This is a genomic window from Caulobacter soli, assembly GCF_011045195.1.
In the GTDB taxonomy this organism is placed as follows: Bacteria; Pseudomonadota; Alphaproteobacteria; order Caulobacterales; family Caulobacteraceae; genus Caulobacter; species Caulobacter soli.
The window spans coordinates 4,468,952-4,487,293 of record NZ_CP049199.1 but is presented as its reverse complement, the minus strand read 5'-3'; the positions used below and the strand labels follow the sequence as shown (position 1 = coordinate 4,487,293).

General features: G+C 69.9%; 20 protein-coding genes. 10 read left to right on the top strand and 10 right to left on the bottom strand.

Going from position 1 to position 18,342, the window contains the following annotated elements; genetic code table 11:
- Positions 1-14 precede the first annotated feature (14 nt).
- A complete protein-coding gene (locus G3M62_RS20830) occupies positions 15-884 on the bottom strand; it encodes an aldo/keto reductase family oxidoreductase (RefSeq protein ID WP_165190470.1) in 870 nt (289 codons plus the stop codon).
- 323 nt (positions 885-1,207) lie between these two features.
- Here G3M62_RS20830 and G3M62_RS20825 point away from each other — a divergent pair, with 323 nt between their 5' ends.
- On the top strand, positions 1,208-1,507 hold the full coding sequence (locus G3M62_RS20825) for a hypothetical protein (protein ID WP_165190469.1): 300 nt from the start codon (positions 1,208-1,210) through the stop codon (positions 1,505-1,507).
- A gap of 247 nt (positions 1,508-1,754) precedes the next feature.
- Positions 1,755-2,033 carry a hypothetical protein gene (locus G3M62_RS20820; protein ID WP_165190468.1) on the top strand — a complete coding sequence of 93 codons (279 nt, stop codon included), beginning with the start codon at positions 1,755-1,757 and terminating at the stop codon, positions 2,031-2,033.
- Between the two features lie 92 nt (positions 2,034-2,125).
- On the opposite strand, the gene G3M62_RS20815 is transcribed toward G3M62_RS20820, so the two are convergent.
- On the bottom strand, positions 2,126-2,725 hold the full coding sequence (locus G3M62_RS20815; protein WP_165190467.1) for an NADPH-dependent F420 reductase: 600 nt from the start codon (positions 2,723-2,725) through the stop codon (positions 2,126-2,128).
- Between the two features lie 25 nt (positions 2,726-2,750).
- Positions 2,751-3,485: an SDR family NAD(P)-dependent oxidoreductase gene (locus tag G3M62_RS20810; RefSeq protein WP_165190466.1), complete on the bottom strand. Its 735-nt coding sequence runs from the start codon at positions 3,483-3,485 to the stop codon at positions 2,751-2,753.
- Positions 3,486-3,675: 190 nt separating this feature from the next.
- Here G3M62_RS20810 and G3M62_RS20805 point away from each other — a divergent pair, with 190 nt between their 5' ends.
- Positions 3,676-4,590: a LysR family transcriptional regulator gene (locus G3M62_RS20805; RefSeq protein ID WP_246263362.1), complete on the top strand. Its 915-nt coding sequence runs from the start codon at positions 3,676-3,678 to the stop codon at positions 4,588-4,590.
- Positions 4,591-4,676: 86 nt separating this feature from the next.
- Here G3M62_RS20805 and rpmB read toward each other — a convergent pair whose 3' ends face one another.
- Positions 4,677-4,985 (bottom strand): 50S ribosomal protein L28, encoded by a 309-nt coding sequence (gene rpmB / locus G3M62_RS20800; protein ID WP_165190465.1) that lies wholly within the window; start codon positions 4,983-4,985, stop codon positions 4,677-4,679.
- Between the two features lie 232 nt (positions 4,986-5,217).
- Here rpmB and G3M62_RS20795 point away from each other — a divergent pair, with 232 nt between their 5' ends.
- From G3M62_RS20795 to G3M62_RS20785, 3 genes are all read left to right on the top strand, one after another.
- Positions 5,218-5,673 carry a DUF3617 domain-containing protein gene (locus G3M62_RS20795; RefSeq protein ID WP_165190464.1) on the top strand — a complete coding sequence of 152 codons (456 nt, stop codon included), beginning with the start codon at positions 5,218-5,220 and terminating at the stop codon, positions 5,671-5,673.
- 109 nt (positions 5,674-5,782) lie between these two features.
- Positions 5,783-6,232 (top strand): RebB family R body protein, encoded by a 450-nt coding sequence (locus G3M62_RS20790; protein ID WP_165190463.1) that lies wholly within the window; start codon positions 5,783-5,785, stop codon positions 6,230-6,232.
- A gap of 1 nt (position 6,233) precedes the next feature.
- A complete protein-coding gene (locus G3M62_RS20785) occupies positions 6,234-6,530 on the top strand; it encodes a hypothetical protein (protein ID WP_165190462.1) in 297 nt (98 codons plus the stop codon).
- Between the two features lie 140 nt (positions 6,531-6,670).
- Here G3M62_RS20785 and G3M62_RS20780 read toward each other — a convergent pair whose 3' ends face one another.
- The gene (locus G3M62_RS20780) at positions 6,671-8,185 is read right to left on the bottom strand and encodes an FAD-dependent monooxygenase (protein WP_165190461.1); all 1,515 of its coding nucleotides are present in this window, start codon (positions 8,183-8,185) and stop codon (positions 6,671-6,673) included.
- A gap of 87 nt (positions 8,186-8,272) precedes the next feature.
- On the opposite strand from G3M62_RS20780, the gene G3M62_RS20775 reads away from it, so the two are divergent.
- Complete coding sequence (locus tag G3M62_RS20775) at positions 8,273-8,899, top strand: TetR/AcrR family transcriptional regulator (RefSeq protein WP_165190460.1); 627 nt, start codon at positions 8,273-8,275, stop codon at positions 8,897-8,899.
- A 15-nt stretch (positions 8,900-8,914) separates the two neighbouring features.
- Here the strand turns inward: G3M62_RS20775 and G3M62_RS20770 are convergent, their stop codons facing one another.
- Positions 8,915-9,490 carry a methylated-DNA--[protein]-cysteine S-methyltransferase gene (locus G3M62_RS20770; RefSeq protein WP_165190459.1) on the bottom strand — a complete coding sequence of 192 codons (576 nt, stop codon included), beginning with the start codon at positions 9,488-9,490 and terminating at the stop codon, positions 8,915-8,917.
- Positions 9,491-9,645: 155 nt separating this feature from the next.
- Between G3M62_RS20770 and G3M62_RS20765 the strand changes: the two genes are divergently transcribed.
- On the top strand, positions 9,646-11,283 hold the full coding sequence (locus G3M62_RS20765) for an amidohydrolase (RefSeq protein ID WP_165190458.1): 1,638 nt from the start codon (positions 9,646-9,648) through the stop codon (positions 11,281-11,283).
- Positions 11,284-11,287: 4 nt separating this feature from the next.
- Here the strand turns inward: G3M62_RS20765 and G3M62_RS20760 are convergent, their stop codons facing one another.
- The 4 genes from G3M62_RS20760 to G3M62_RS20745 form a co-directional block, all read right to left on the bottom strand.
- Complete coding sequence (locus tag G3M62_RS20760; protein ID WP_165190457.1) at positions 11,288-11,716, bottom strand: nuclear transport factor 2 family protein; 429 nt, start codon at positions 11,714-11,716, stop codon at positions 11,288-11,290.
- Between the two features lie 81 nt (positions 11,717-11,797).
- A complete protein-coding gene (locus G3M62_RS20755) occupies positions 11,798-13,321 on the bottom strand; it encodes an MFS transporter (protein WP_165190456.1) in 1,524 nt (507 codons plus the stop codon).
- Between the two features lie 204 nt (positions 13,322-13,525).
- Positions 13,526-14,665: a DUF1440 domain-containing protein gene (locus G3M62_RS20750; RefSeq protein WP_165190455.1), complete on the bottom strand. Its 1,140-nt coding sequence runs from the start codon at positions 14,663-14,665 to the stop codon at positions 13,526-13,528.
- 70 nt (positions 14,666-14,735) lie between these two features.
- On the bottom strand, positions 14,736-15,308 hold the full coding sequence (locus G3M62_RS20745; RefSeq protein WP_165190454.1) for a hypothetical protein: 573 nt from the start codon (positions 15,306-15,308) through the stop codon (positions 14,736-14,738).
- Positions 15,309-15,395: 87 nt separating this feature from the next.
- Between G3M62_RS20745 and G3M62_RS20740 the strand changes: the two genes are divergently transcribed.
- Together G3M62_RS20740 and G3M62_RS20735 are read left to right on the top strand one after the other, a co-directional pair.
- The gene (locus tag G3M62_RS20740; RefSeq protein ID WP_165190453.1) at positions 15,396-17,939 is read left to right on the top strand and encodes a helicase-related protein; all 2,544 of its coding nucleotides are present in this window, start codon (positions 15,396-15,398) and stop codon (positions 17,937-17,939) included.
- Positions 17,936-18,220 carry a S4 domain-containing protein gene (locus G3M62_RS20735; RefSeq protein WP_165190452.1) on the top strand — a complete coding sequence of 95 codons (285 nt, stop codon included), beginning with the start codon at positions 17,936-17,938 and terminating at the stop codon, positions 18,218-18,220. The genes G3M62_RS20740 and G3M62_RS20735 overlap by 4 nt, the downstream gene beginning before the upstream one ends.
- Positions 18,221-18,342 lie beyond the last annotated feature (122 nt).

The following is an 18,342-nucleotide window of genomic DNA, read 5'->3' as shown; positions in this document are numbered from 1 at the left end:
AGACCGGCTGGCCCTTAGGCCCGTCCGATCCCGTCCAGTTCGGCCATCACCGCGTCTGGCAGGACCAGCGTCGCCGCCGCCAGGTTCTCGCGCAGGTGGGCGACCGAGGAGGTGCCGGGGATCAGCAGGATGTTGGGCGCGCGCCGCAGCAGCCAGGCCAGGGCCACCTGCATCGGCGTGGCGTTCAGGCGCTCGGCCACTTGCGACAGGGCGGTCGACTGCAGCGGGCTGAACCCGCCCAGCGGGAAGAACGGCACATAGGCGATCCCATCGTCCGCCAGGGCGTCGATCAGCGCGTCGTCCTCGCGGTGGGCCAAGTTGTACTGGTTCTGCACGCAGACGATCTGGGCGATCCCCTGGCCTTCCTTCACCTGGGTCGCGGTGACGTTGCTGAGGCCGATGTGGCGCACCAGGCCTTGCCGCTGGAGGTTGGCCAGCGTCTCGAGCGGCGCCGCGATCGAGCCCTCGGCCGGACCGTGGACGCTGAACATGGCCCGCAGGTTGACGACGTCCAGCGTCTCGAGGCCCAGGTTGCGCAGGTTGTCGTGCACCGCGCGCTCCAGGTCGTCGGCACCGAAGGCCGGGTTCCAGGACGCGTCGTCGCCGCGCCTGGCGCCGATCTTGGTGACGATCGTCAGGGTGTCGGCATAGGGCGCCAGCGCCTCGCGGATGATCTGGTTGGTGACGTGCGGGCCGTAGAAGTCGCTGGTGTCGATGTGGTCGACGCCCGCCGCCACCGCCTCGCGCAGGACCGCCAGGGCCGCGTCCCGGTCGCGCGGCGGGCCGAACACGCCGGGTCCGGCCAACTGCATGGCCCCATAGCCCAGCCGCTTCACCGTCCGGTCGCCGAGGGTGAAGGTTCCGGCTTGATCGATCGCTTGCATGTTCGTCTCCATGTCGTGGACCTCAAGATAGAGGGCGGTGCGGTCTTCGATAATCAGGGGTAATCGGGACGGGGCTGTGCGGATCGGCGCACAATGCGGCGACCTGCACCGCGTTTCGCCACCCGATCCCGCCCGCCGGCCTCTCTGCCCAGGGTTTGGGCGCCTATAGGTAGTTTCCTTTGAAACTCAACATTTTACTTCAAAAGACAACGTTGTCATGTTACCGCTACCTCCGATGACGCGAGCAGGGCGAGATCCCAACGGTCATCAGAGGAACGCATCGGGAGGAGGTTGAATTCCAACCCCCTTTCGGAACTGAAATCATGAAAGCTCTGTTTGTTCTGGCCGCTTCGGCCATGGCCCTGACCACCGCTTCGTCGGCCTTCGCCACCGATCAGCACGTCAAGGTTCGCGGTCGCACCGACGCCGCCATCCACGCCGACATCGTCTCGGCCGCCAACACCATCTGCCGCGAAGACATGGGCAGCAACACCAACGACTTCTACGCCTACTGCGTTCGCGAAGTGACCCGCGACGCCGTCCAGAAGGTCGGCAGCCCGACCCTGAAGGCCTATGACCGCCAAGCGTTCCGTGCCGGCGGCCTGGTGAAGGTCAGCTACTAAACCTTGCGTTTCGGGCCCGGTCCCGCGCGGCTTCGGCGGCGCGAGGGCCGGGTTCCGGCCCCCTGTAACCGCGTCAATTCGCGTCAATCGATTTTGTGGTCAAGCTGCAACATAACCGTTGATAAGTGAAAAGTGACAAGTTATGAGTTTTCCGTAGCGGCAGAGCGGGCGAGATCCTGGACCAGCCGCGCAGGGGAAGCGCCTTCCGGACGGGTTGAAAATCAACGCTGTCTTGGAATCCGTCCTAATGATCCGCTCCATCGTTCTGGCCGCCTCGGCCGTCGCCCTGTTCGCCGCCGCTCCCGCCGGCGCCGCTGAAGTTCGCATCAAGACCGCCGGCAAGGCTCCGGCCGAACTGCGCGCCGAGATCCACAAGGCCGCCTCGACCGTGTGCTGGGCCGAAGTCCGCGGCACCGCCCTGGCTGGCTACACCTACCCCTCGTGCGTCCGCGCCTCGGTCCAAGACGCCGTTTCCAAGCTGAACGCTTCGGACGAAACCGCCTACTCGGCCGTTCGCGCCCGCTAAAAGTTTGTACCGAGAGGGCGCGTATCGGCCCTTTCTTTGAGTGGCGTTGAAGAGCCCTCCCCGGAAACGGGGAGGGCTTTTTCGTGGGACCGTTACGGCTGCTTCTTGAACAGGTCCTGGAAGATCAGCGGGCCCCAGGTGCGACCGCGCGCGTGCACCAGCGCGCCGCCCTCGCCGAGCCTTCCCAGCGTGACGGGCGCGAACCCCAGTTGCTTGGCCAGGGCCGAGACGGGCGCGATCGCGTCCTCGTCGTCGCTGGACAGAAAGACCACCCGGTGGCCGCCCTCGACGACGGGATCGGTCGCCAGCGTGGCCGCGATCAGGTGATTGAACCCTTTGACGAGTTTGGCGCCGGTGAACGCCTTGGCGACGACGGCGGAGGAGGGGAGGCCGTCCAGTTCCTCGGGGCCCGGGAACAGATTCGTCGTGTCGATGACGGTCTTGCCTTCCCAGTTCGCCAGCGCCTTGGCGACGTCGCGGTGGGCCTCGAAGCGGACCGCCAGAAAGATGGTGTCGGCCTTGATCGCTTCGGCCAGGGTCTTGGGAAGGATCGTGGGGCCGATCGCGGCGGCGTCGGCCGCGAAGCTTTCCGGGGCGCGGGTGGTCGCGACGGAGACCTCGATCCCCTTGCGGGCGAACGCCTTGGCCAGGGCCTGGCCGATCTTGCCGAAGCCGATGATTGCGTAGCTCATCTGTGTTCTCCTTGGATTTGAGGGGTCAGATCTGCGCCAGGCCGCCGTCGGCGGCGACTTCGCTGGCGGTCATGAAGCTGCTGTCCGACGAGGCGAGAAAGGCGGCCACGGCCGCGATCTCCGCCGGGTCGGCCATGCGCTGCAGCGGAGTCATCGCGGCGAAGACCTTCTGCCCTTCCTCGCCCAGCGCTTCCTTGGCGAGCTCGGTCGCCGTCGCCCCGGGCGACAACACGTTCACGCGGACGCCGGTCCCCTTCAGGTCCTCCGCCCACGTCCGCGCGAGGTTTCGCACCGCCGCCTTGCTGGCGCTGTAAGCGCTCATCCCCGGCGCGCCCGTCGTACCGGCGCTGGATCCGGTCAGGATGATCGAACCGCCCTGGCCCATCAGCGGCAGCGCCTTCTGGACCGTGAAGATCGTACCCTTCACATTGGTGTCGAAGGTTTCGTCGATGTGCTGGGCGGTGATCTCGCCGAGCGCAAGCTGGCTGCCCGCCCCGGCGTTGGCGAAGACGATGTCGAGGCTTCCGCGCTCGGCCTTCACCGCCGCGTAGAGCCGATCGAGGTCGGCCTCATCCGAGACCGAGCCCTTCACCGCGCGGGCGTTGGACCCGAGTTCGGCCACGACGGCGTCGAGCGCGTCCTGCCGGCGGCCGAAGATGAAGACGAAGGCGCCCTCGTCGATGAAGCGCTTGGCCGCCGCGCGGCCGATGCCGGTGGCCCCGCCGGTGATCACGGCGGTCTTTCCAGTCAATCTGGTCATGAGATGCAGTCTTCCTTGTTCGGGGACGTTCCCCGAGACGCTGGAAGTGGGTCCGCAGGTCTCCGCTGTTCAGTGCGGAAACATGCACATCGATGGTGCGAAAACGAACCGGATGAAAGGCCGAGTTCAACGCGACGATCGCCGCGTTTCCGGTCTATAGGCTCGATTTTGGCTTTTGAGGGGCCGCCGCATGGCGCAAGATCGCACCATGATCGACTGGGATGACGTTCGCTATTTCCTCGCCGTCGCGCGCGGAGGCTCGGTGCGGGCCGCCGCTGGGCGCCTGGGGGTGAACCACGCGACCGTGCTGCGACGCATCGCCCAGCTGGAGGAACGCCTCGGGGCGCAGATGTTCGAAAAGCTGCCGTCGGGCTATCGCATGACGGCCGCGGGCGAGGAGGTGCTCGAGCTCGCGGAGCAGATGGAAGCGTCGTCGCTCCAGCTGGAGACGCGCGTCTTCGGTCGCGACCAGGGCGTGCGCGGGCTTCTGCGGGTGACGCTGGCGCCGCCCCTGGCGGTGCATCTGCTCATGCCCGACTTCGCCGACTTCGCGCGCCTGCATCCGGACATCGAGATGGAGATTCTGTCGTCCGGCGAGCTGGCGAATCTGACCAATCGGGAGGCCGACGTCGCGATCCGCGTCGTCTACGATCGCAAGACACTGCCGCTCAATCTTCACGGCCTGAAGGGCCCGGAGATCTTCGGCGGCGTCTACATATCCCGCGATCGGCTCGCCGCGTGGCGGGCCGGCGCGCCCGATCCCTTCCGGTGGATCGTCATCAGCCGCCATGGCGTTCCCGACTGGGTCGGCGAGGGGGAGGTCCGCGCCGCCGGAGTTCCCTTCAGGGTCACGGACGCCGAGGCGCAGATCGCCGCCGTGCGGCAAGGCCTGGGGATGACGACGCTGCCGTGCTTCGTCGGCGACGCCGACCCCCTGCTGGCGAGGGCGCCGGGTTTCGACCTGCACCTGTACGGCACGGTCTGGAGTCTCACACAGGGAGAGACCCGCAAGACCAAGCGGGTGCAGCTCTTCACCGAGTTCGTATCCCGCAGGCTCGCCGCCCACGCCCCTTTGCTCGCGGGACGATCCGGATCGCGCGACTGACGCGCGGCTCTCGCCGAACCCCAGACGCGAAAAGGCCCGCGAGGCGAACCTCGCGGGCCTTTCGTTCGGCGTGAGCCGAGAAAGTCTTAGGCGGCGACGGCGGTCGCGGCGGCGGCCTTGGCCTTCGCCTTGACCTGAGCCTTGATCTTCAGGGCGCGCGGCGACAGCTGCTCGTCCTTGGCGCCCAGCAGGAACACGTCCAGGCCGCCCTTGAAGTCCAGGGTGCGCAGGGCCGCGTTGCTGATGCGCAGCTTGAAGGTCTGACCCAGCGAGTCCGACTGCAGCGACGCAGGCGACAGGGCCGGCAGGAAGCGGCGCTTGGTCTTGATGTTCGAGTGGCTCACATTGTGGCCGACCATCGGACCGATCCCGGTGAGTTCGCAACGGCGCGACATGGTGGATACCTTGGGCTTGGGCGAAGCCGAGGCTCCGCAACATGAATTCGGGCGCGCGAAGGACGGACCGCCGCGCGAGAGCGGGCGATATAGGCGAAGGGGGCTTGCCGAGTCAAGCCGCGCCTGAAGATCGGAAGATGCGAGCGGGGCGATACGCGGCCCCAACATAGCCTTCAAACGCGGTTCATCTGGCGCTCTATATATAGAGCCGTCTTCCACGGAGATTCATCGCATGCGTCTGCTCGCCCCCGCCCTGATCGTCGGAACGCTGATTCTGGGCGCCGCCGCGGCCGTCGCGGCCCCCAGGATCGCCGCCCCGGTCGCCGGCGCCGCCAGCGCCCGGACGACGATCCTGACCGGTCAGTGGGAATACAACACCCGGTTCGGGCCGATCCCGATCGACAGCGACATGCACTGCCTGACCGACAAGGATGTCGAGAACTTCAACCAGGGCATCTGTCTCAAGCGCTACACCTGCGACTACGAGACCCGCGAGGTGCGCGACGGCAAGATCGCGCTGAAGGGCACCTGGACCGACAAGAAGGGTCGCGTGGCGCCGGTCACGGCCAAGGGTTCCTACACGCCCGAGAGCTTCACGATCGCCGTCAACGGCAAGACGGTCGGCGGCATGCCCATGGCCGCCACCCTGGAGGCCAAGCGCGTCAGCGCCACCTGCCCGGCCAGCTAGGGCATGTGTCGAAATTTGACATAACGCCGATTGCCAAGCCGATCCTCTCGCGCGAAGAATGCCGCGCCACGACCGGAGGATGATCTTCGGGTGGCGCGGAGAGGACGCCATGGCCCTAGACACCCCCGTCAATTCCCAGATCACCGACGCTGTCACCCAGACGAACGTCAAGGTGATGGCCGAGGCGCCGGCCATGGCCATGGGCGCGATCTATCAGAGCCTGGCCCATTCGACGGGTATTATGTTCGAGAACGCCGCGGCCGCCCAGCAACAGCAGGCGATCCTGGCCCAGGCCGCGACCACCCAGGGGGTGATGCAGATCTACAGCTTCGACACCGCCGCCGCGGCCGCGACCGTGGCGAAGGTGGGACAGTCCGACGTTCCGGACAACATGCTGTCCCTGCTGGCCGCGCTGCGCGCCTTTGGCTCGGGCGACGCTCAGGCCCAGGCGATCGACGCCGCCCTGGCCGCCATCAAGACCCTGAGCGCCGCGCCCGCCCAGCCGGCGGCGCCCAAGCCCGCGCCCGCCAGGCCCACGTCCGCCAAGCCGAAGGCCTGACATGACCGCCGTCTCGCGGGAGGCCCTTGACCCGGCGGCCGTCGCCCTGCGGGCGGCCGCCGTCCAATCCGTCGCCCTGGTCCTGGTCAACGCCGCCCAGCACCTGCAGCGTACGACCGTCCTGGTCGAGGCGGCGACGACCGCCAGCCTGGCCCGCGCCCTCGATCCGGAGGCGGGGTCCGGCGAGACTGGGGCCGAGGCGTTGGAGATTTCGCGCCGGTCGATGGCCGAGGCGGTCGACGCCTATCGCCAGGCGCTGGACGTCGCCATGGGTCTGAGTCAGACGATCGCGCCGTGAACGTCACAATGCCATTTGTGGTTAATCCGAATTAAGCTACCATCGCTAGTAGTGAACAAACACTGAATCGGGCGAAGTCGCTGATTCGGTCATGATTCGTTTCGCTCGTGTTCGGGCGAGGGTGAATCGCCGTTAACCGGTCAAGCTTCCCCACGTTCGCCCCACCATCGCGACACGGCCTCAGCGGCGCTTTCAAGGTCCGGGGCGGTTTCGCCGGCCCAGGCGACGACGCCGTCGGGGCGCGCCAGCACCGCGCTCAGGCCCAGCCGATCCTTGGCGTCGCCGGCCACATAGGCGAGGCGATCGCCCCAGCGGCCGGCGAGGGGCTGAAGTGGCCGGTCGGCGTCGAAGTCCAGCAGCAGGCCTTTCCCGTCCCTGAGCAGATCGCCGAGCCGGGTCCCGTCGACCAGCTCGAAATCGGGCGCGCCGCGTCCGACCAGCGGGTGGTCGTCGCCCAGGTCGTAGCGCAGCGAGACGCCCCAGACGCGCTCGGCGAAATAGGTGGCGCCGTCGCGGGTGTCGATCAGGTCGCGGATGACAGCCTCCAGCGCGCGCGAACTGGGGCTGGGCCGCATCAGCGCGACCTGGGCGCGCGACCAGTCCAGGACCTGGGCGCCGACCGGATGGCGCTCGTCGAAATAGGTGTCGAGCAGGCCGACAGGCGCGTCGCCCTTGATGGTGGCCGCCAGCTTCCAGCCCAGGTTCATCGCGTCGCCGAGCCCCAGGTTCAGCCCCTGGCCGCCCAGCGGCGAATGGACGTGGGCCGCGTCGCCGGCCAGCAGCACCCGCCCCTTGCGATAGGCGGTCGCCTGGAAGGCGCGGTCCGTCCAGGTCGTGGCCTGGGTCAGGGCGGTCACGACGACCTCGACGCCGGAGACGCGTCGCAGGACCGCTTGCACGTGGTCCAGCGTGATCGGCTGGACGCGGTGGAACGCGCCGCCGTCGAACTCGACCATTCCGATCGTGCCAGGGCGGGCATAGGTGTACATGCCCGTCGGCGTGTAGTGGCGACCCGGGCGCAGCGCGTCGGGATCGGCCATCGCGACCTCGACGGAATAGCCGGTGAACTCCGGATCGGTGCCGGCGAAGTCGAAGCCGGCCGCCTTGCGGACGGTGCTGCGGCCGCCGTCGCAGCCGACCAGCCAGCGCGCGTGGAAGGCCTGGCCGCCCGCGCGAACGGTCACGCCGTCGTCCGCCTGGTCCAGGCCCTGGACTCCCAGGCCACGCCGGATCTCCACGCCCAGGGCCTCGGCGCGGGCGGCCAGGACGGTTTCCAGATGCTGCATCTCGACCATCACGCTGGTCCCGGCCGGGCTGGGCAGGCGGTAGCGCCACTTGGCCGTATCGATGTCGTCGTGGAAGAACTGGATGCCGGCGAAGTGGCCCGCCGGGCGGCGCGGCTGCTGGCGCCAGTGGGCGGCGGCGGGGCCGTCCTCGACCCCGCGCGGGGCGGCGACTTCATCCAGCAGGCCGCGATGATAGAGCGCCGCGAGGGTGGGCGCCGACAGGCCGCGCATGCCGAACGGCAGCCGCTTCAGGGGCGAGCCCGGGTCCTCGGCCCGCTCCAGCACCAGCACCGAAACACCGGCGAGGCGCAGCTCGCAGGCGAGAAACAGGCCGACGGGGCCGGCTCCGGCGATCACGACATCATGCATCAAGGCGGGGGTCCTCAAGCATCATCGGCCTTCGATAAGACAGATTTTTACACTCAGTATAAATTTGTATATGGTATAGACATCGCCATGTCAAACCGACTCGGACTGCGAGACCGCAAGAAGGAGGCGACGCGTCAGGCGATCTCCAACGTCGCCACGCGCCTGTTCGTCGAGCGCGGCTTCGACGCCGTTTCCGTCGCCGACATCGCCGACGAGGCGCAGGTCGCCCGCAAGACGGTGTTCAACTACTTCCCCCGCAAGGAGGACCTGGTCTTCGATCGCGAGGACGAGGTCCGGGCCCTGGTGCGGGACGCGCTGGTCGATCGCGACGGGCGCTCGCCGGTCGGGACGTTCCAGGCGCTGATGCGGGCGTTGGTCGAAAGCCAGCACCCGCTGTTCAGGATCACCGAACGCCCGATCCACTTCTGGCGCATGGTCTCGGCGAGCACGGTTTTGACGGCCCGCGCGCGCGAGCTGCAGGTGACGCTGGCCGATGATCTGGCGGGGATGCTGGCCGACGGGGTGGGCCGGCCGCACGCCGATCCCGAAGCGCGGCTGGCGGCCACGATGCTGATGGCCACCCTGGTGGTCGCCTATGGCGAGGCGCTGGCCGCCTTCCGCGAGAACCGAAAGCCCGAGGCGGCCTTCCTCGGCGTGGTGGACCGGGGCTTCACCGGCGTCGACGCCGCGCTGGCCGGGACGCCCTACGTCTGACGGCGCTCCGGAGCGTCAGCGCCCGCGCTTGGGCGCCACCGAGAACTCCAGGTCGAACAGGGTCGGGACCTCGTTGGTCCGGGCCCGCTCGATCGTCAGCATCTTGGCCTTGGTCTGCAGGCCGCCCGGCGAGGAAAAGCCACCCGCCTTGCCGTCGGCGCCCAGCACGCGGTGGCAGGGGATGATGATCGGCCAGGGGTTTTCGCCCAGGGCCTTGCCGACGGCGCGGGCCGCGCCGGGATCGTCCATGGCCTTGGCGATCTGGCCATAGGTCAGGATCTCGCCGGGCGGGATGGCGCGGGCGATCTCGTAGACCCGGCGGTTGAAGGGCGAGACGACGCTGAAATCCAGGTCGATGTCGGTCAGGTCGTCGCGTCCGCCGGCCAGCAGGTCGTTGACCCGCTCGATGACCCGCTGGATGGCGGGCGGTGGCGGAGAAGACTCGATCGCGTCCGGATAGCGGCGACGCAGCCGGGCCCAGGCGGCGCCCGGCGCGGTCTCGGGCAACTGGGCGCCGACCAGTCCCTGCTCGCCCCAGGCCAGGCCGCACAGCCCGATCGGCGTTTCGAAAAGCGCGAAACCTTGTTCCATGAGCTGAATATAGCAGCGGGAAACGGCGTTTGGAGAGGCCTGGCGGTGTAGGAGTCCGTTATCCGCCATCGCCCGCGAGGGACCGGAAAGGCGAAGGTTCCAACCCGGCCGTCTCTGCCCTACGATTTCCCGTTTCTTGCTGTCGGGAGATCGCCTTGCGCCGCACCTTCGCCCTTGCCGCCCTGCTGTCGGTCTCCAGCCTGGCGACCGCGTTCGCCGGCGATATCCTGATCCATGGCGGGCCGATCCACACCGGCGTCGCGGCCGCGCCGAGCGCCCAGGCCGTGCTGATCCGCGACGACCGCATCGCCTTCGTCGGCGATCTGGCCGCCGCCAGGGCCAAGGCGGCCAAGGGCGCGCGCGACGTCGACCTGAAGGGGGCTGCGGCCTTTCCCGGCTTCGTCGACGCCCATGCCCACCTGACCGGCATCGGCCTGCGCGAGCTGACCCTGAATCTCGACAAGACCGACTCCGTCGAAAGCCTGGTCGCGGCCGTGAAGGCCTATGCCGACGCCCATCCCGACGGCCCGATCTACGGACGGGGCTGGATCGAGACCCACTGGCCCGAGAAGCGCTTCCCCAACCGCGCCGACCTCGACCGCGCCGCGCCCCGCCGGATCGTGGTGCTGGGCCGGGCCGACGGCCACGCCGTGGTCGCCTCGACCGCGGCCCTGGCGGCGGCGGGGGTGACGAAGGACACGGTCGCTCCGGCCGGCGGCCAGATCCTGAAGGGCCCGGCCGGCGAGCCCGACGGCATGCTGGTCGACCACGCCCAGGCCCTGGTGAAGGACGTGATCCCGCCGCCGTCGCCGGCCACGCTGCGGCTGGCCCTGGAGAAGGCCGGCGCGCTCTACGCCTCGCGCGGCTGGACGGGCCTGAACAATATGAGCGTCGGCGCGCCCGACCTGGCGATCCTGCGATCGCTGGCCGCCGACCGGAAGTTCAGCCTGCGCGTCGACAACTACATGGATCCCGGCGGCGCGGCCGAGGTGCTGGCCAAGGGACCGCAAACCGACGCCACCGGCCTGATCCGGGTGCGCGGGATCAAGCTCTACATGGACGGCGCCCTGGGCTCGCGCGGCGCGGCGCTGCTGGCGCCCTACAGCGACGACGAGGCCAGCCTCGGCCTGCAACTGACCCCGCGCGACCAGGGCGTGGCCCTGATGAAGGCGGCCAAGGCGGTCGGCGCCCAGGTGGCCACCCACGCGATCGGCGACCGGGGCAACCGCATGGCGCTGGACTGGTACCAGGAGGTGTTGGCGGGCGATACGGCGGCCCGCTGGCGCATCGAGCATGCTCAGATCGTGGCGGACGAGGACCTGCCGCGCTTCGCCAAGCTGGGCGTCGTCGCCTCGATGCAGCCCAGCCACGCGATCGGCGACCTCTATTTCGCCCCTGCCCGCCTGGGCGAGAGCCGGCTGCACGAGGGCTATCGCTGGAAGGACTTCCTCGACAGCGGCGCGGTGGTGGCCGCCGGTTCGGACGCCCCGGTCGAGGTCGGCGATCCGCGCATCGAGTTCTACGCCGCCGTCTACCGCCACAGCCTGGACGGCTTCGCGGGCGCCGACTGGCATCTGGACGAGGCCGTCACCCGCGACCAGGCCCTGCGCATGCTGACCTGGGCCCCGGCCTACGCCGCCTTCGCCGAGGCCGATCGCGGCACGCTGGAGGCCGGCAAGAAGGCCGACGTCACGGTGTTCTCCAAGGATCTGATGACCGTGGCCCCGCCGGAGATCCTGAAGGCCGACGCGGTGCTGACCATCGTCGACGGCAGGGTGGTGTTCGAGAAGTAGGGCCCTACCGCGCGATCGTCGCCTGGCGCGCGGTCAGCAGCCAGCGCTCGCCCTCGGGCCGCCACAGCTCGGTGAAGCGGCGGCGCACGGTCTGGCCGGCCAGCGGGTTGGCGCCCTTGGGCACGACGGTCTCCTCGCCCATCAGCAGCACCATGTCGCCGCGCAGGGACGCGTGCTCGATCAGCCGTTCGTACTGGCTGTAGCTGATCTTGCCGTCGGCGTTCAGCTGGCGGACCATGGCGCTGGGGGCGACGATATTGGCGGGGTTGTTGACCACCAGCTCCGGCGCCAGGGCGGCGGCGAACACCGCGTACTCGTCGGCCACGAGGGCCGCGTCGACCTTCTCGACGGCGTGCATGACGGCGGCGATCCTGGCGTCGAGCACCGCCGCCTGAACCTCGGGATTGGCGGCCTTCCATCGGGAATTTTGCATGCTCGAGCCTCGGTTCAACGACGTGAAGGGCTAGCGCGAGGAGCATAGGCCTCGTGCGCTCTAAGTCCATGCACGCGATCCCTAGCCGCCCCGCTTCGCCCCGCGTCGGTGGAACAGGTTGGCCGGAAATTCGCTCAGCGACTTCAAACCCGCCACCGGCATGAAGCGTCGCCGGCCGTGGCGCAGGCGTTCGAACATTTCGCGGACCATCTCCTGGCGTTCCACCTCGCCCTTCTCGTGCACCAGGGTCAGGCGATGTAGGGCGTAGAGGCCGAACAGGGCCGAGATCAGGAAGTAGAAGTCCCACTGGCGCACGGCCAGGCGCACGACGTCGCCGTTGTAGAGCGGGCCCGACCACTCCAGCAGCAGGCGAAACTCGCGCCGCGCGAAGGCGTCGGCGCACAGGCCGCCCAGGATCGGCGCCAGGCCCGCCGCCGCCGAGGTGATCAGGGCGTTGGCGGCCATGTAGGGCTCGGCCGCGCCGCGCGGCGACAGGCGCATGACGATGTTGCCCGAGGCCAGGGCCACGCCCGCCGAGGCCGCGCCCATCACCAGGTGCAGCACGATCAGATAGGCCCCGGCGGCGACCTGGTTGGGGAATTGCGAGGCGACGATCATCGCGGCGATGCAGGCGATGAAGGCCGGGGCCGCCAGGTTCAGCACCGACTTGTTGCTGAACCGGTCGGCGAGATCCCCCCACTTGCGCAGGGTCAGCAGGTTGGCGAACTGGTTGATCAGGCTGAGCGCCATCACGAAGGTCATGCCGAACCCCAGCTGGCGCAGGAAGAACACCGTGAAGAACGGCTGGGCCAGGTTCACCGCGAACTGCCAGCTGGCCAGGAAGGCGATCAGCTTGCGGAAGTTCTCGTCCATCAGGGGCTTCTTCAGCAGCGGCAGCAGGCGCTCGCGGCCGTCGGACGGCGGCATGGCGGGCTCGGGGGCGCGGGAGAGCACCGTGGCGCTGGCCAGTTCGGCCAGCAGGCCAGTCGTGAACAGGGCCAGGAACACCCAGCTGCGGCCGGGCGAGCCCTCGGGCGCGCGGTCCAGAAGCCAGGCCGCCGCGAGACCGCCGGCCAGCGCCACGGCGGTCGACAAGGCCGAGCGGCGGCCGAAGAAGTGGCCGCTGACCTTGCCGGGGACCAGGTCGCGCACCCAGGCGTTCCAGGCGCAACCCGCGAAGGCGCCGGCCCCGCCATAGAGCGCCACGGCGATCACGATCCCGGTGCGGGCGGCCGACGAGGCGTGGGCGAAGGCCAGGGCGGCCAGCACGGCCGGGGCCAGGGCCGAGACCAGGCTGCCGGCCACGGCGATCAGCTTGCGCCGCTTCAGCCGTGCGACCAGCACCACGCCGGGGCCCTGCAGCAATTGGTCCCAGAAGGTGATGGCCGCCAGCGTGCCGATCAGGGCGTTGGACGCGCCCAGGTGCAGGGCGAAGGCCGTCAGGATCACGCCGCCGGCCACGGCGTCGGCCAGGGTCGAGAAGATCACCTCGATCGTCAGCACCCGCATGCCGCGCTGCTGCTCGGCCGCGTCCAGCTCGGCGACCGGCTGGAGCGTCCAGGCCGGTTTGGCGGAGATTGAAGCGGGGGCGTCGTCGGCGACCATGGGCGCCGAGCCTAGGGCGATGGACGCAGGGAGCTATCGGGCGGAACCCGTTCCAAGGACCGGAAAGCCACCCAAGTCTGTCATCCCGGACAAGCCCGGCGAAAGCCGGGTGCAGATCCGGGACCGCAGGAAGCGCACGCGTTCACGCGTCGGTCCCGGATCTTCGCGCTGTGCGATCGTCCGGGATGACAGCAAGGTTGGTACCTAAAGCGGCGCGTGCACGCCCGTGGCGATATGCCGAGACGCGTTAGTCGTCGACCGCATCCAGGCCAGGTCCTCGCGCGGCCGCGCCGGGCTCAGCGAGGCCAGCGCCACCAACAGCGCGCCGCCGCCGGCCAGGGCGTCCTCGGTGACGGCGACGGGCCAGTCCTTGCCGGCCGCCTTGGCCAGCTTCAGGCGCAGGGCGTGGCCGATCAGCGTCGCCGCGCCCGCGCCGACCGCCCCGGCCACCGCGGCCAGGCCGGCGACGGGACGTCCCGCGCCCAGGGCCGCGCCGGCCAGGGCGCCGCTGGCGGCCCGCGCGGCGATGGCGCCGGGCTGGGTCCGCGAGGGCGTGGCGGGCAGCTTGTCGATCACCAGCTCGCTCAGCGCCATCGGCGTGGTCACCGCCACCGCCCAGGGCGAGGCCAGGAAGGCCAGCTTCGAGCCCTTCAGGTCGATCCAGCCCAACCGGGCGGCCCAGGTCACCGCCGTGATCGGCGCGCTGGTGCGAGGGCCAGCTGTGGCCCCCAGCAGAAAGGCCAGGCCGATGGTGCGCCAATCGTCGGGCGTCTGGTCCAGGCTCACGTGACGGGCCGGGCTCTTGCGGAAGGGCAGGGTGGCGATCCCGTCGCGCACCCTGATGAAGAACTGTCGGAACAGCTTGCGCGCGCCCTCGGTCACCACCCCGAACACCAGGTGCGAGGCGTAGGAATAGGGATGCGAGGTCAGCGGCGCCTTGGTCGGCCCGGGACCCAGGCCCGTGGCCGGCACCACCGTCTCGTCCAGCACGGTCGCCGCCGTGACGCCGAACACCGCGCCGTGGCCGGCCGTGACCTTGGGCTGACGCTCGGCGGCCAAGCCGTAGAGCCCGCCGACCAGGCTGCCGATCACATAGTGCACCGCCTCACCGGCGGCCGGGCGACGGCTCTTGGGGATGGCCTTGCCGGTCAGCAGTTTCGAGGCGCGGTTCGCGGCCGTCTCGGTCGACGGCGTGCCCGTGCCGCCCAGGCCCGGCTTGATCGCCTCGCCGACGAAGGTCTGGAACTTGGTCATGGCGTAGGCGGCCACGAGGCCGGCGGCGAGGCCGGAGACCAGGCCGACGAGGGGGGCTGGGGCGTCGTCGGTAAGGGCGGGGTGGGGCATGGAAGGGTCCTGGGTTGCCCAGGCTGAACCAACCGCCGTCACGCCGGTTCCCATGGCGACGTTCACAGGGCTAAAGCGTCACCAGATGGGCGTGCAGGACGGCGGCTTCCTCGCGCAGGTCCTCCAGGCATCGCGCCTTCATGGCCACGGGATCGTCGACCAGCATTTGGCCGCCCAGAAGGTCGTCGAGCTCGTCATAGACGCCGTAGACATATTCCAGGCCCAGCGCCTGCTCGGCGAAGGTCTCGTCCGGTCGATCGGTCAGGCGACGCGGGTGGACCACCAGGCGACTTTCGCTCGCGTATTTGAAGCGGGCCATCACCAGGTCCATGGCCTCGACGAACCGCTCGTCGGGCTGGACCAGGGCGACGGCCAGATGGAGGCGCAGCGCGATGGGCAAGGCCTCGTCGCGCGACAGCGGGGCGCCGATCAGGTCGGCCAGAACCCGTTCGAAGCGCGGGCGCAGATCGAGGATCCGAGGATCGACCTCACCGGCCAGAACGGCGATGTCCGGAGCTTCGGCGTCGAGGCCCTGTTCCAACCATGTCAGGCAGACCAGGACCACGTCCCGCGCCGTCAGCAGGTCCAGCCGCCACAGGGCGGCCAGTTCGAGGGGCGAGGCGGCGGCGACGATGGCGGACATGCCCTTCGATGACCGATCGTCCACGCGACGTCCAGTCGCTCCACGCCCCCGCTTGCCTCGCCCCGATTCCCGCACCACCTTTGACTCATGAGTGACCGTTCCACAGGCCTGGCCCCTTCCAAGCTGACGGCGGTGCTCGGCCCCACCAATACCGGCAAGACCCACCTGGCCGTCGAGCGGATGCTGGGCCACGCCTCGGGCATGATCGGCCTGCCGCTGCGCCTGCTGGCCCGCGAGATCTACGACCGGATCGTCAAGCTGCGCGGCAAGGCCTCGGTGGCCCTGATCACCGGCGAGGAAAAGATCGTGCCGCCGCGCGCGGCCTATTTCGTCTGCACCGTCGAGGCCATGCCGCTGACCCGCGAGGTCGAGTTCGTGGCCATCGACGAGATCCAGCTGTGCGCCGATCCCGAGCGCGGCCACATCTTCACCCACCGGCTGCTGCACGCCCGGGGGCGGTTCGAGACCATGCTGCTAGGCGCGGGGACCATGGCCCCGCTGATCCGCCGCCTGCTGCCCGACGCCGAGATCGTGACGCGCGAGCGGTTCTCCAACCTGACCTATGCCGGCTCCAAGAAGCTGACCCGCCTGCCGCGTCGCTCGGCGGTGGTCGCCTTCTCCACCGACGCCGTCTACGCCATCGCCGAGCTGATCCGTCGCCAACGCGGCGGTGCGGCGGTGGTGATGGGGAGCCTCTCCCCCCGCACGCGCAACGCCCAGGTCGCCCTCTACCAGTCCGGTGAAGTCGACTTCCTGGTGGCCACCGACGCCATCGGCATGGGCTTGAACATGGACGTCGACCACGTGGCCTTCGCCGGCCTGCGCAAGTTCGACGGCAAGCGCACCCGCTGGCTGCACCCCCAGGAGGTGGGCCAGATCGCCGGCCGCGCCGGGCGCTACACCCGCGACGGCACCTTCGGGGTGACCGGCGACTGCGAGGAGATGGACGAGGACCTGGTCGAGTCCGTCGTCAACCACCAGTTCGAGCCGGTGATGGGCGCGGAGTGGCGCAACGCCCGGCTGGACTTCGGCTCGCTGCCCGGCCTGCTGCGCTCGCTGGCCGAGCCGCCCAAGCGCGGGGGGCTGAGCCTGTCGGAAGAGGCGCTGGACGAGCGCACGCTGAGGAAGCTGGCGAGCCAGGAGGACGTGGTCGCCCGCTGCAAGGCCGACCGCTCGGCCCTGATCCGGCTGTGGGACGTCTGTCAGACCCCCGACTTCCGCAAGACCACCGACGACGACCACCAGCGCATGGTCCGCACCCTGTTCGACGACCTGACCACGGGCCGCAAGCGCCTGCCGGAAGACTGGATCGCCGGCCAGTTCAAGGCGCTGGACCGCACCGACGGCGAGATCGACAGCCTGGCCGCCCGCCTGTCGGGCGTGCGCACGCTCAGCTACATCGCCAATCGCGGCGACTGGCTGCACAATCCGGTCCACTGGCAGGGCACGACGCGGCAACTGGAGGATCGTCTCTCCGACACCTTGCACGAGAAGCTTATGGCCCGGTTCATCGACCGGCGCACCAGCGTGCTGATGCGCCAGCTGGGCGACCGCGAGACCATGCTGGCGGGCGTGGGCGCCGACGGGGCGGTGACGGTCGAGGGCCACATCGTCGGCCGGCTGACCGGCGTCACCTTCGTCCAGGAAAAGGGCGGCAGCGCGCTAGAGGAAAAGGCGCTGCGCAACACCGCCCAGCGGGCCGTCACCCCGGAAATCGCAAGACGCCTGGGCAAGCTGGCGGCCGAGCCGGACGGCGCTTTCACCCTGACGCCCGACGGCGCGGTGCTGTGGAACGGCGAGGCGGCCGGAGCGGTAAGAACCGGTGGCGACCTGCTGGCGCCGCGCGCCCGGCTGCTGGGCGACCTGGGCGACGCGGCGGCGCGCGAGCGAGCCGAGCGACGGCTGGACGCCTTCCTGGCCGGCGAGGTCGATCGCAAGCTGGCGGGCCTGCGCAAGCTGGAACGGGCCCTGGGCGGCGGCGAGCTGAAGGGCCTGCCGCGCGGCCTGGCCCACCGGCTGCTAGAGGCCGGCGGGGTGCTGGACAAGCGCGCGGTCGACACCGACCTGAAGGCCATGAGCCAGGCCGAGCGGCGCAACCTGAAGGCCCTGGGCGTGCGGATCGGGGCGTTCAGCCTGTTCCTGCCGTCGGTGCTGCGGCCGGAGGCCCTGGCCACGGCTCGCGCCCTGACGCCGGGCGGCTGGCGCGGCGAAAGCGAGCGCCTGGCCGCCGCGCCTAGCCCGGCGCCGGACGCCCGCGCCCTGGCCGGCAACGGCCTGCGGCTGGTCGGCAGGTATGTGGCTCCGGTCGAGATGCTGGAGCGCCTGGACGCCTTGCTGCGCGAGGGCCAGAAGCCCGGCGGGGTGGTGCTGACCGACGCCGCCCGCGAGGCCCTGGGCTGGACCCCGGCCGAGGCCGCCGCCGTGCTGCGCGCCCTGGACTACACGCCCGCCATTCGCCCCAAGGAGGGCGATCCGATCCTGTGGAAGCGGCGCGGCGCCCAGCGGCCCGAGCCCAAGGTCACGGCCCGCCCGGACTCGCCGTTCGCGGCCCTGGCCAAGCTGACCGAGCCGCCGCCGCGTCGGAAGAAACCCCGCCGTCGAAAGGCCGCGCCCGCCAAGGCTACCGCATGACGGAAGACGCCGGCCACTGCCGCGCCGACGTCTGGCTGTGGCGCGCGCGGTTCTTCAAGACCCGCTCCCTGGCCGGCCGCTTCGTCGAGGAAGGCCGTATCCGGTTGACGAGGGCCGGCGCCGAAAGCCGCGTCGACAAACCCTCGCGCGGCCTGCGGGTCGGCGACGGCCTGGTGTTCGCCATCGGCGGCCGGGTGGTGGCGGTGCGGGTGGTGGGGTTCGGAGAGCGGCGCGGGCCGGCGACCGAGGCGCGGGAGCTGTACGAGGCGGTCGAGGGGTAGGCTCACGCACTTGCCCCCTACGGATCGCTTCGCGATCGTCTTCCCCCATAGGGGGAAGAGGCCGCGCGTTTTTGTCCTCCGCCCCCTATGGGGGCGGACAGACCGCGTAGCGGTCAGGTGGG

What these genes read in the sequence shown, in the direction of transcription:
- G3M62_RS20830 (WP_165190470.1), bottom strand. Translation starts at nt 884, where the DNA reads ATGCAAGCGATCGATCAAGCCGGAACCTTCACCCTCGGCGACCGGACG.
- G3M62_RS20825 (WP_165190469.1), top strand. Translation starts at nt 1,208, where the DNA reads ATGAAAGCTCTGTTTGTTCTGGCCGCTTCGGCCATGGCCCTGACCACC.
- G3M62_RS20820 (WP_165190468.1), top strand. Translation starts at nt 1,755, where the DNA reads ATGATCCGCTCCATCGTTCTGGCCGCCTCGGCCGTCGCCCTGTTCGCC.
- G3M62_RS20815 (WP_165190467.1), bottom strand. Translation starts at nt 2,725, where the DNA reads ATGAGCTACGCAATCATCGGCTTCGGCAAGATCGGCCAGGCCCTGGCC.
- G3M62_RS20810 (WP_165190466.1), bottom strand. Translation starts at nt 3,485, where the DNA reads ATGACCAGATTGACTGGAAAGACCGCCGTGATCACCGGCGGGGCCACC.
- G3M62_RS20805 (WP_246263362.1), top strand. Translation starts at nt 3,676, where the DNA reads ATGGCGCAAGATCGCACCATGATCGACTGGGATGACGTTCGCTATTTC.
- rpmB (WP_165190465.1), bottom strand. Translation starts at nt 4,985, where the DNA reads ATGTCGCGCCGTTGCGAACTCACCGGGATCGGTCCGATGGTCGGCCAC.
- G3M62_RS20795 (WP_165190464.1), top strand. Translation starts at nt 5,218, where the DNA reads ATGCGTCTGCTCGCCCCCGCCCTGATCGTCGGAACGCTGATTCTGGGC.
- G3M62_RS20790 (WP_165190463.1), top strand. Translation starts at nt 5,783, where the DNA reads ATGGCCCTAGACACCCCCGTCAATTCCCAGATCACCGACGCTGTCACC.
- G3M62_RS20785 (WP_165190462.1), top strand. Translation starts at nt 6,234, where the DNA reads ATGACCGCCGTCTCGCGGGAGGCCCTTGACCCGGCGGCCGTCGCCCTG.
- G3M62_RS20780 (WP_165190461.1), bottom strand. Translation starts at nt 8,185, where the DNA reads ATGCATGATGTCGTGATCGCCGGAGCCGGCCCCGTCGGCCTGTTTCTC.
- G3M62_RS20775 (WP_165190460.1), top strand. Translation starts at nt 8,273, where the DNA reads ATGTCAAACCGACTCGGACTGCGAGACCGCAAGAAGGAGGCGACGCGT.
- G3M62_RS20770 (WP_165190459.1), bottom strand. Translation starts at nt 9,490, where the DNA reads ATGGAACAAGGTTTCGCGCTTTTCGAAACGCCGATCGGGCTGTGCGGC.
- G3M62_RS20760 (WP_165190457.1), bottom strand. Translation starts at nt 11,716, where the DNA reads ATGCAAAATTCCCGATGGAAGGCCGCCAATCCCGAGGTTCAGGCGGCG.
- G3M62_RS20755 (WP_165190456.1), bottom strand. Translation starts at nt 13,321, where the DNA reads ATGGTCGCCGACGACGCCCCCGCTTCAATCTCCGCCAAACCGGCCTGG.
- G3M62_RS20750 (WP_165190455.1), bottom strand. Translation starts at nt 14,665, where the DNA reads ATGCCCCACCCCGCCCTTACCGACGACGCCCCAGCCCCCCTCGTCGGC.
- G3M62_RS20745 (WP_165190454.1), bottom strand. Translation starts at nt 15,308, where the DNA reads ATGTCCGCCATCGTCGCCGCCGCCTCGCCCCTCGAACTGGCCGCCCTG.
- G3M62_RS20740 (WP_165190453.1), top strand. Translation starts at nt 15,396, where the DNA reads ATGAGTGACCGTTCCACAGGCCTGGCCCCTTCCAAGCTGACGGCGGTG.
- G3M62_RS20735 (WP_165190452.1), top strand. Translation starts at nt 17,936, where the DNA reads ATGACGGAAGACGCCGGCCACTGCCGCGCCGACGTCTGGCTGTGGCGC.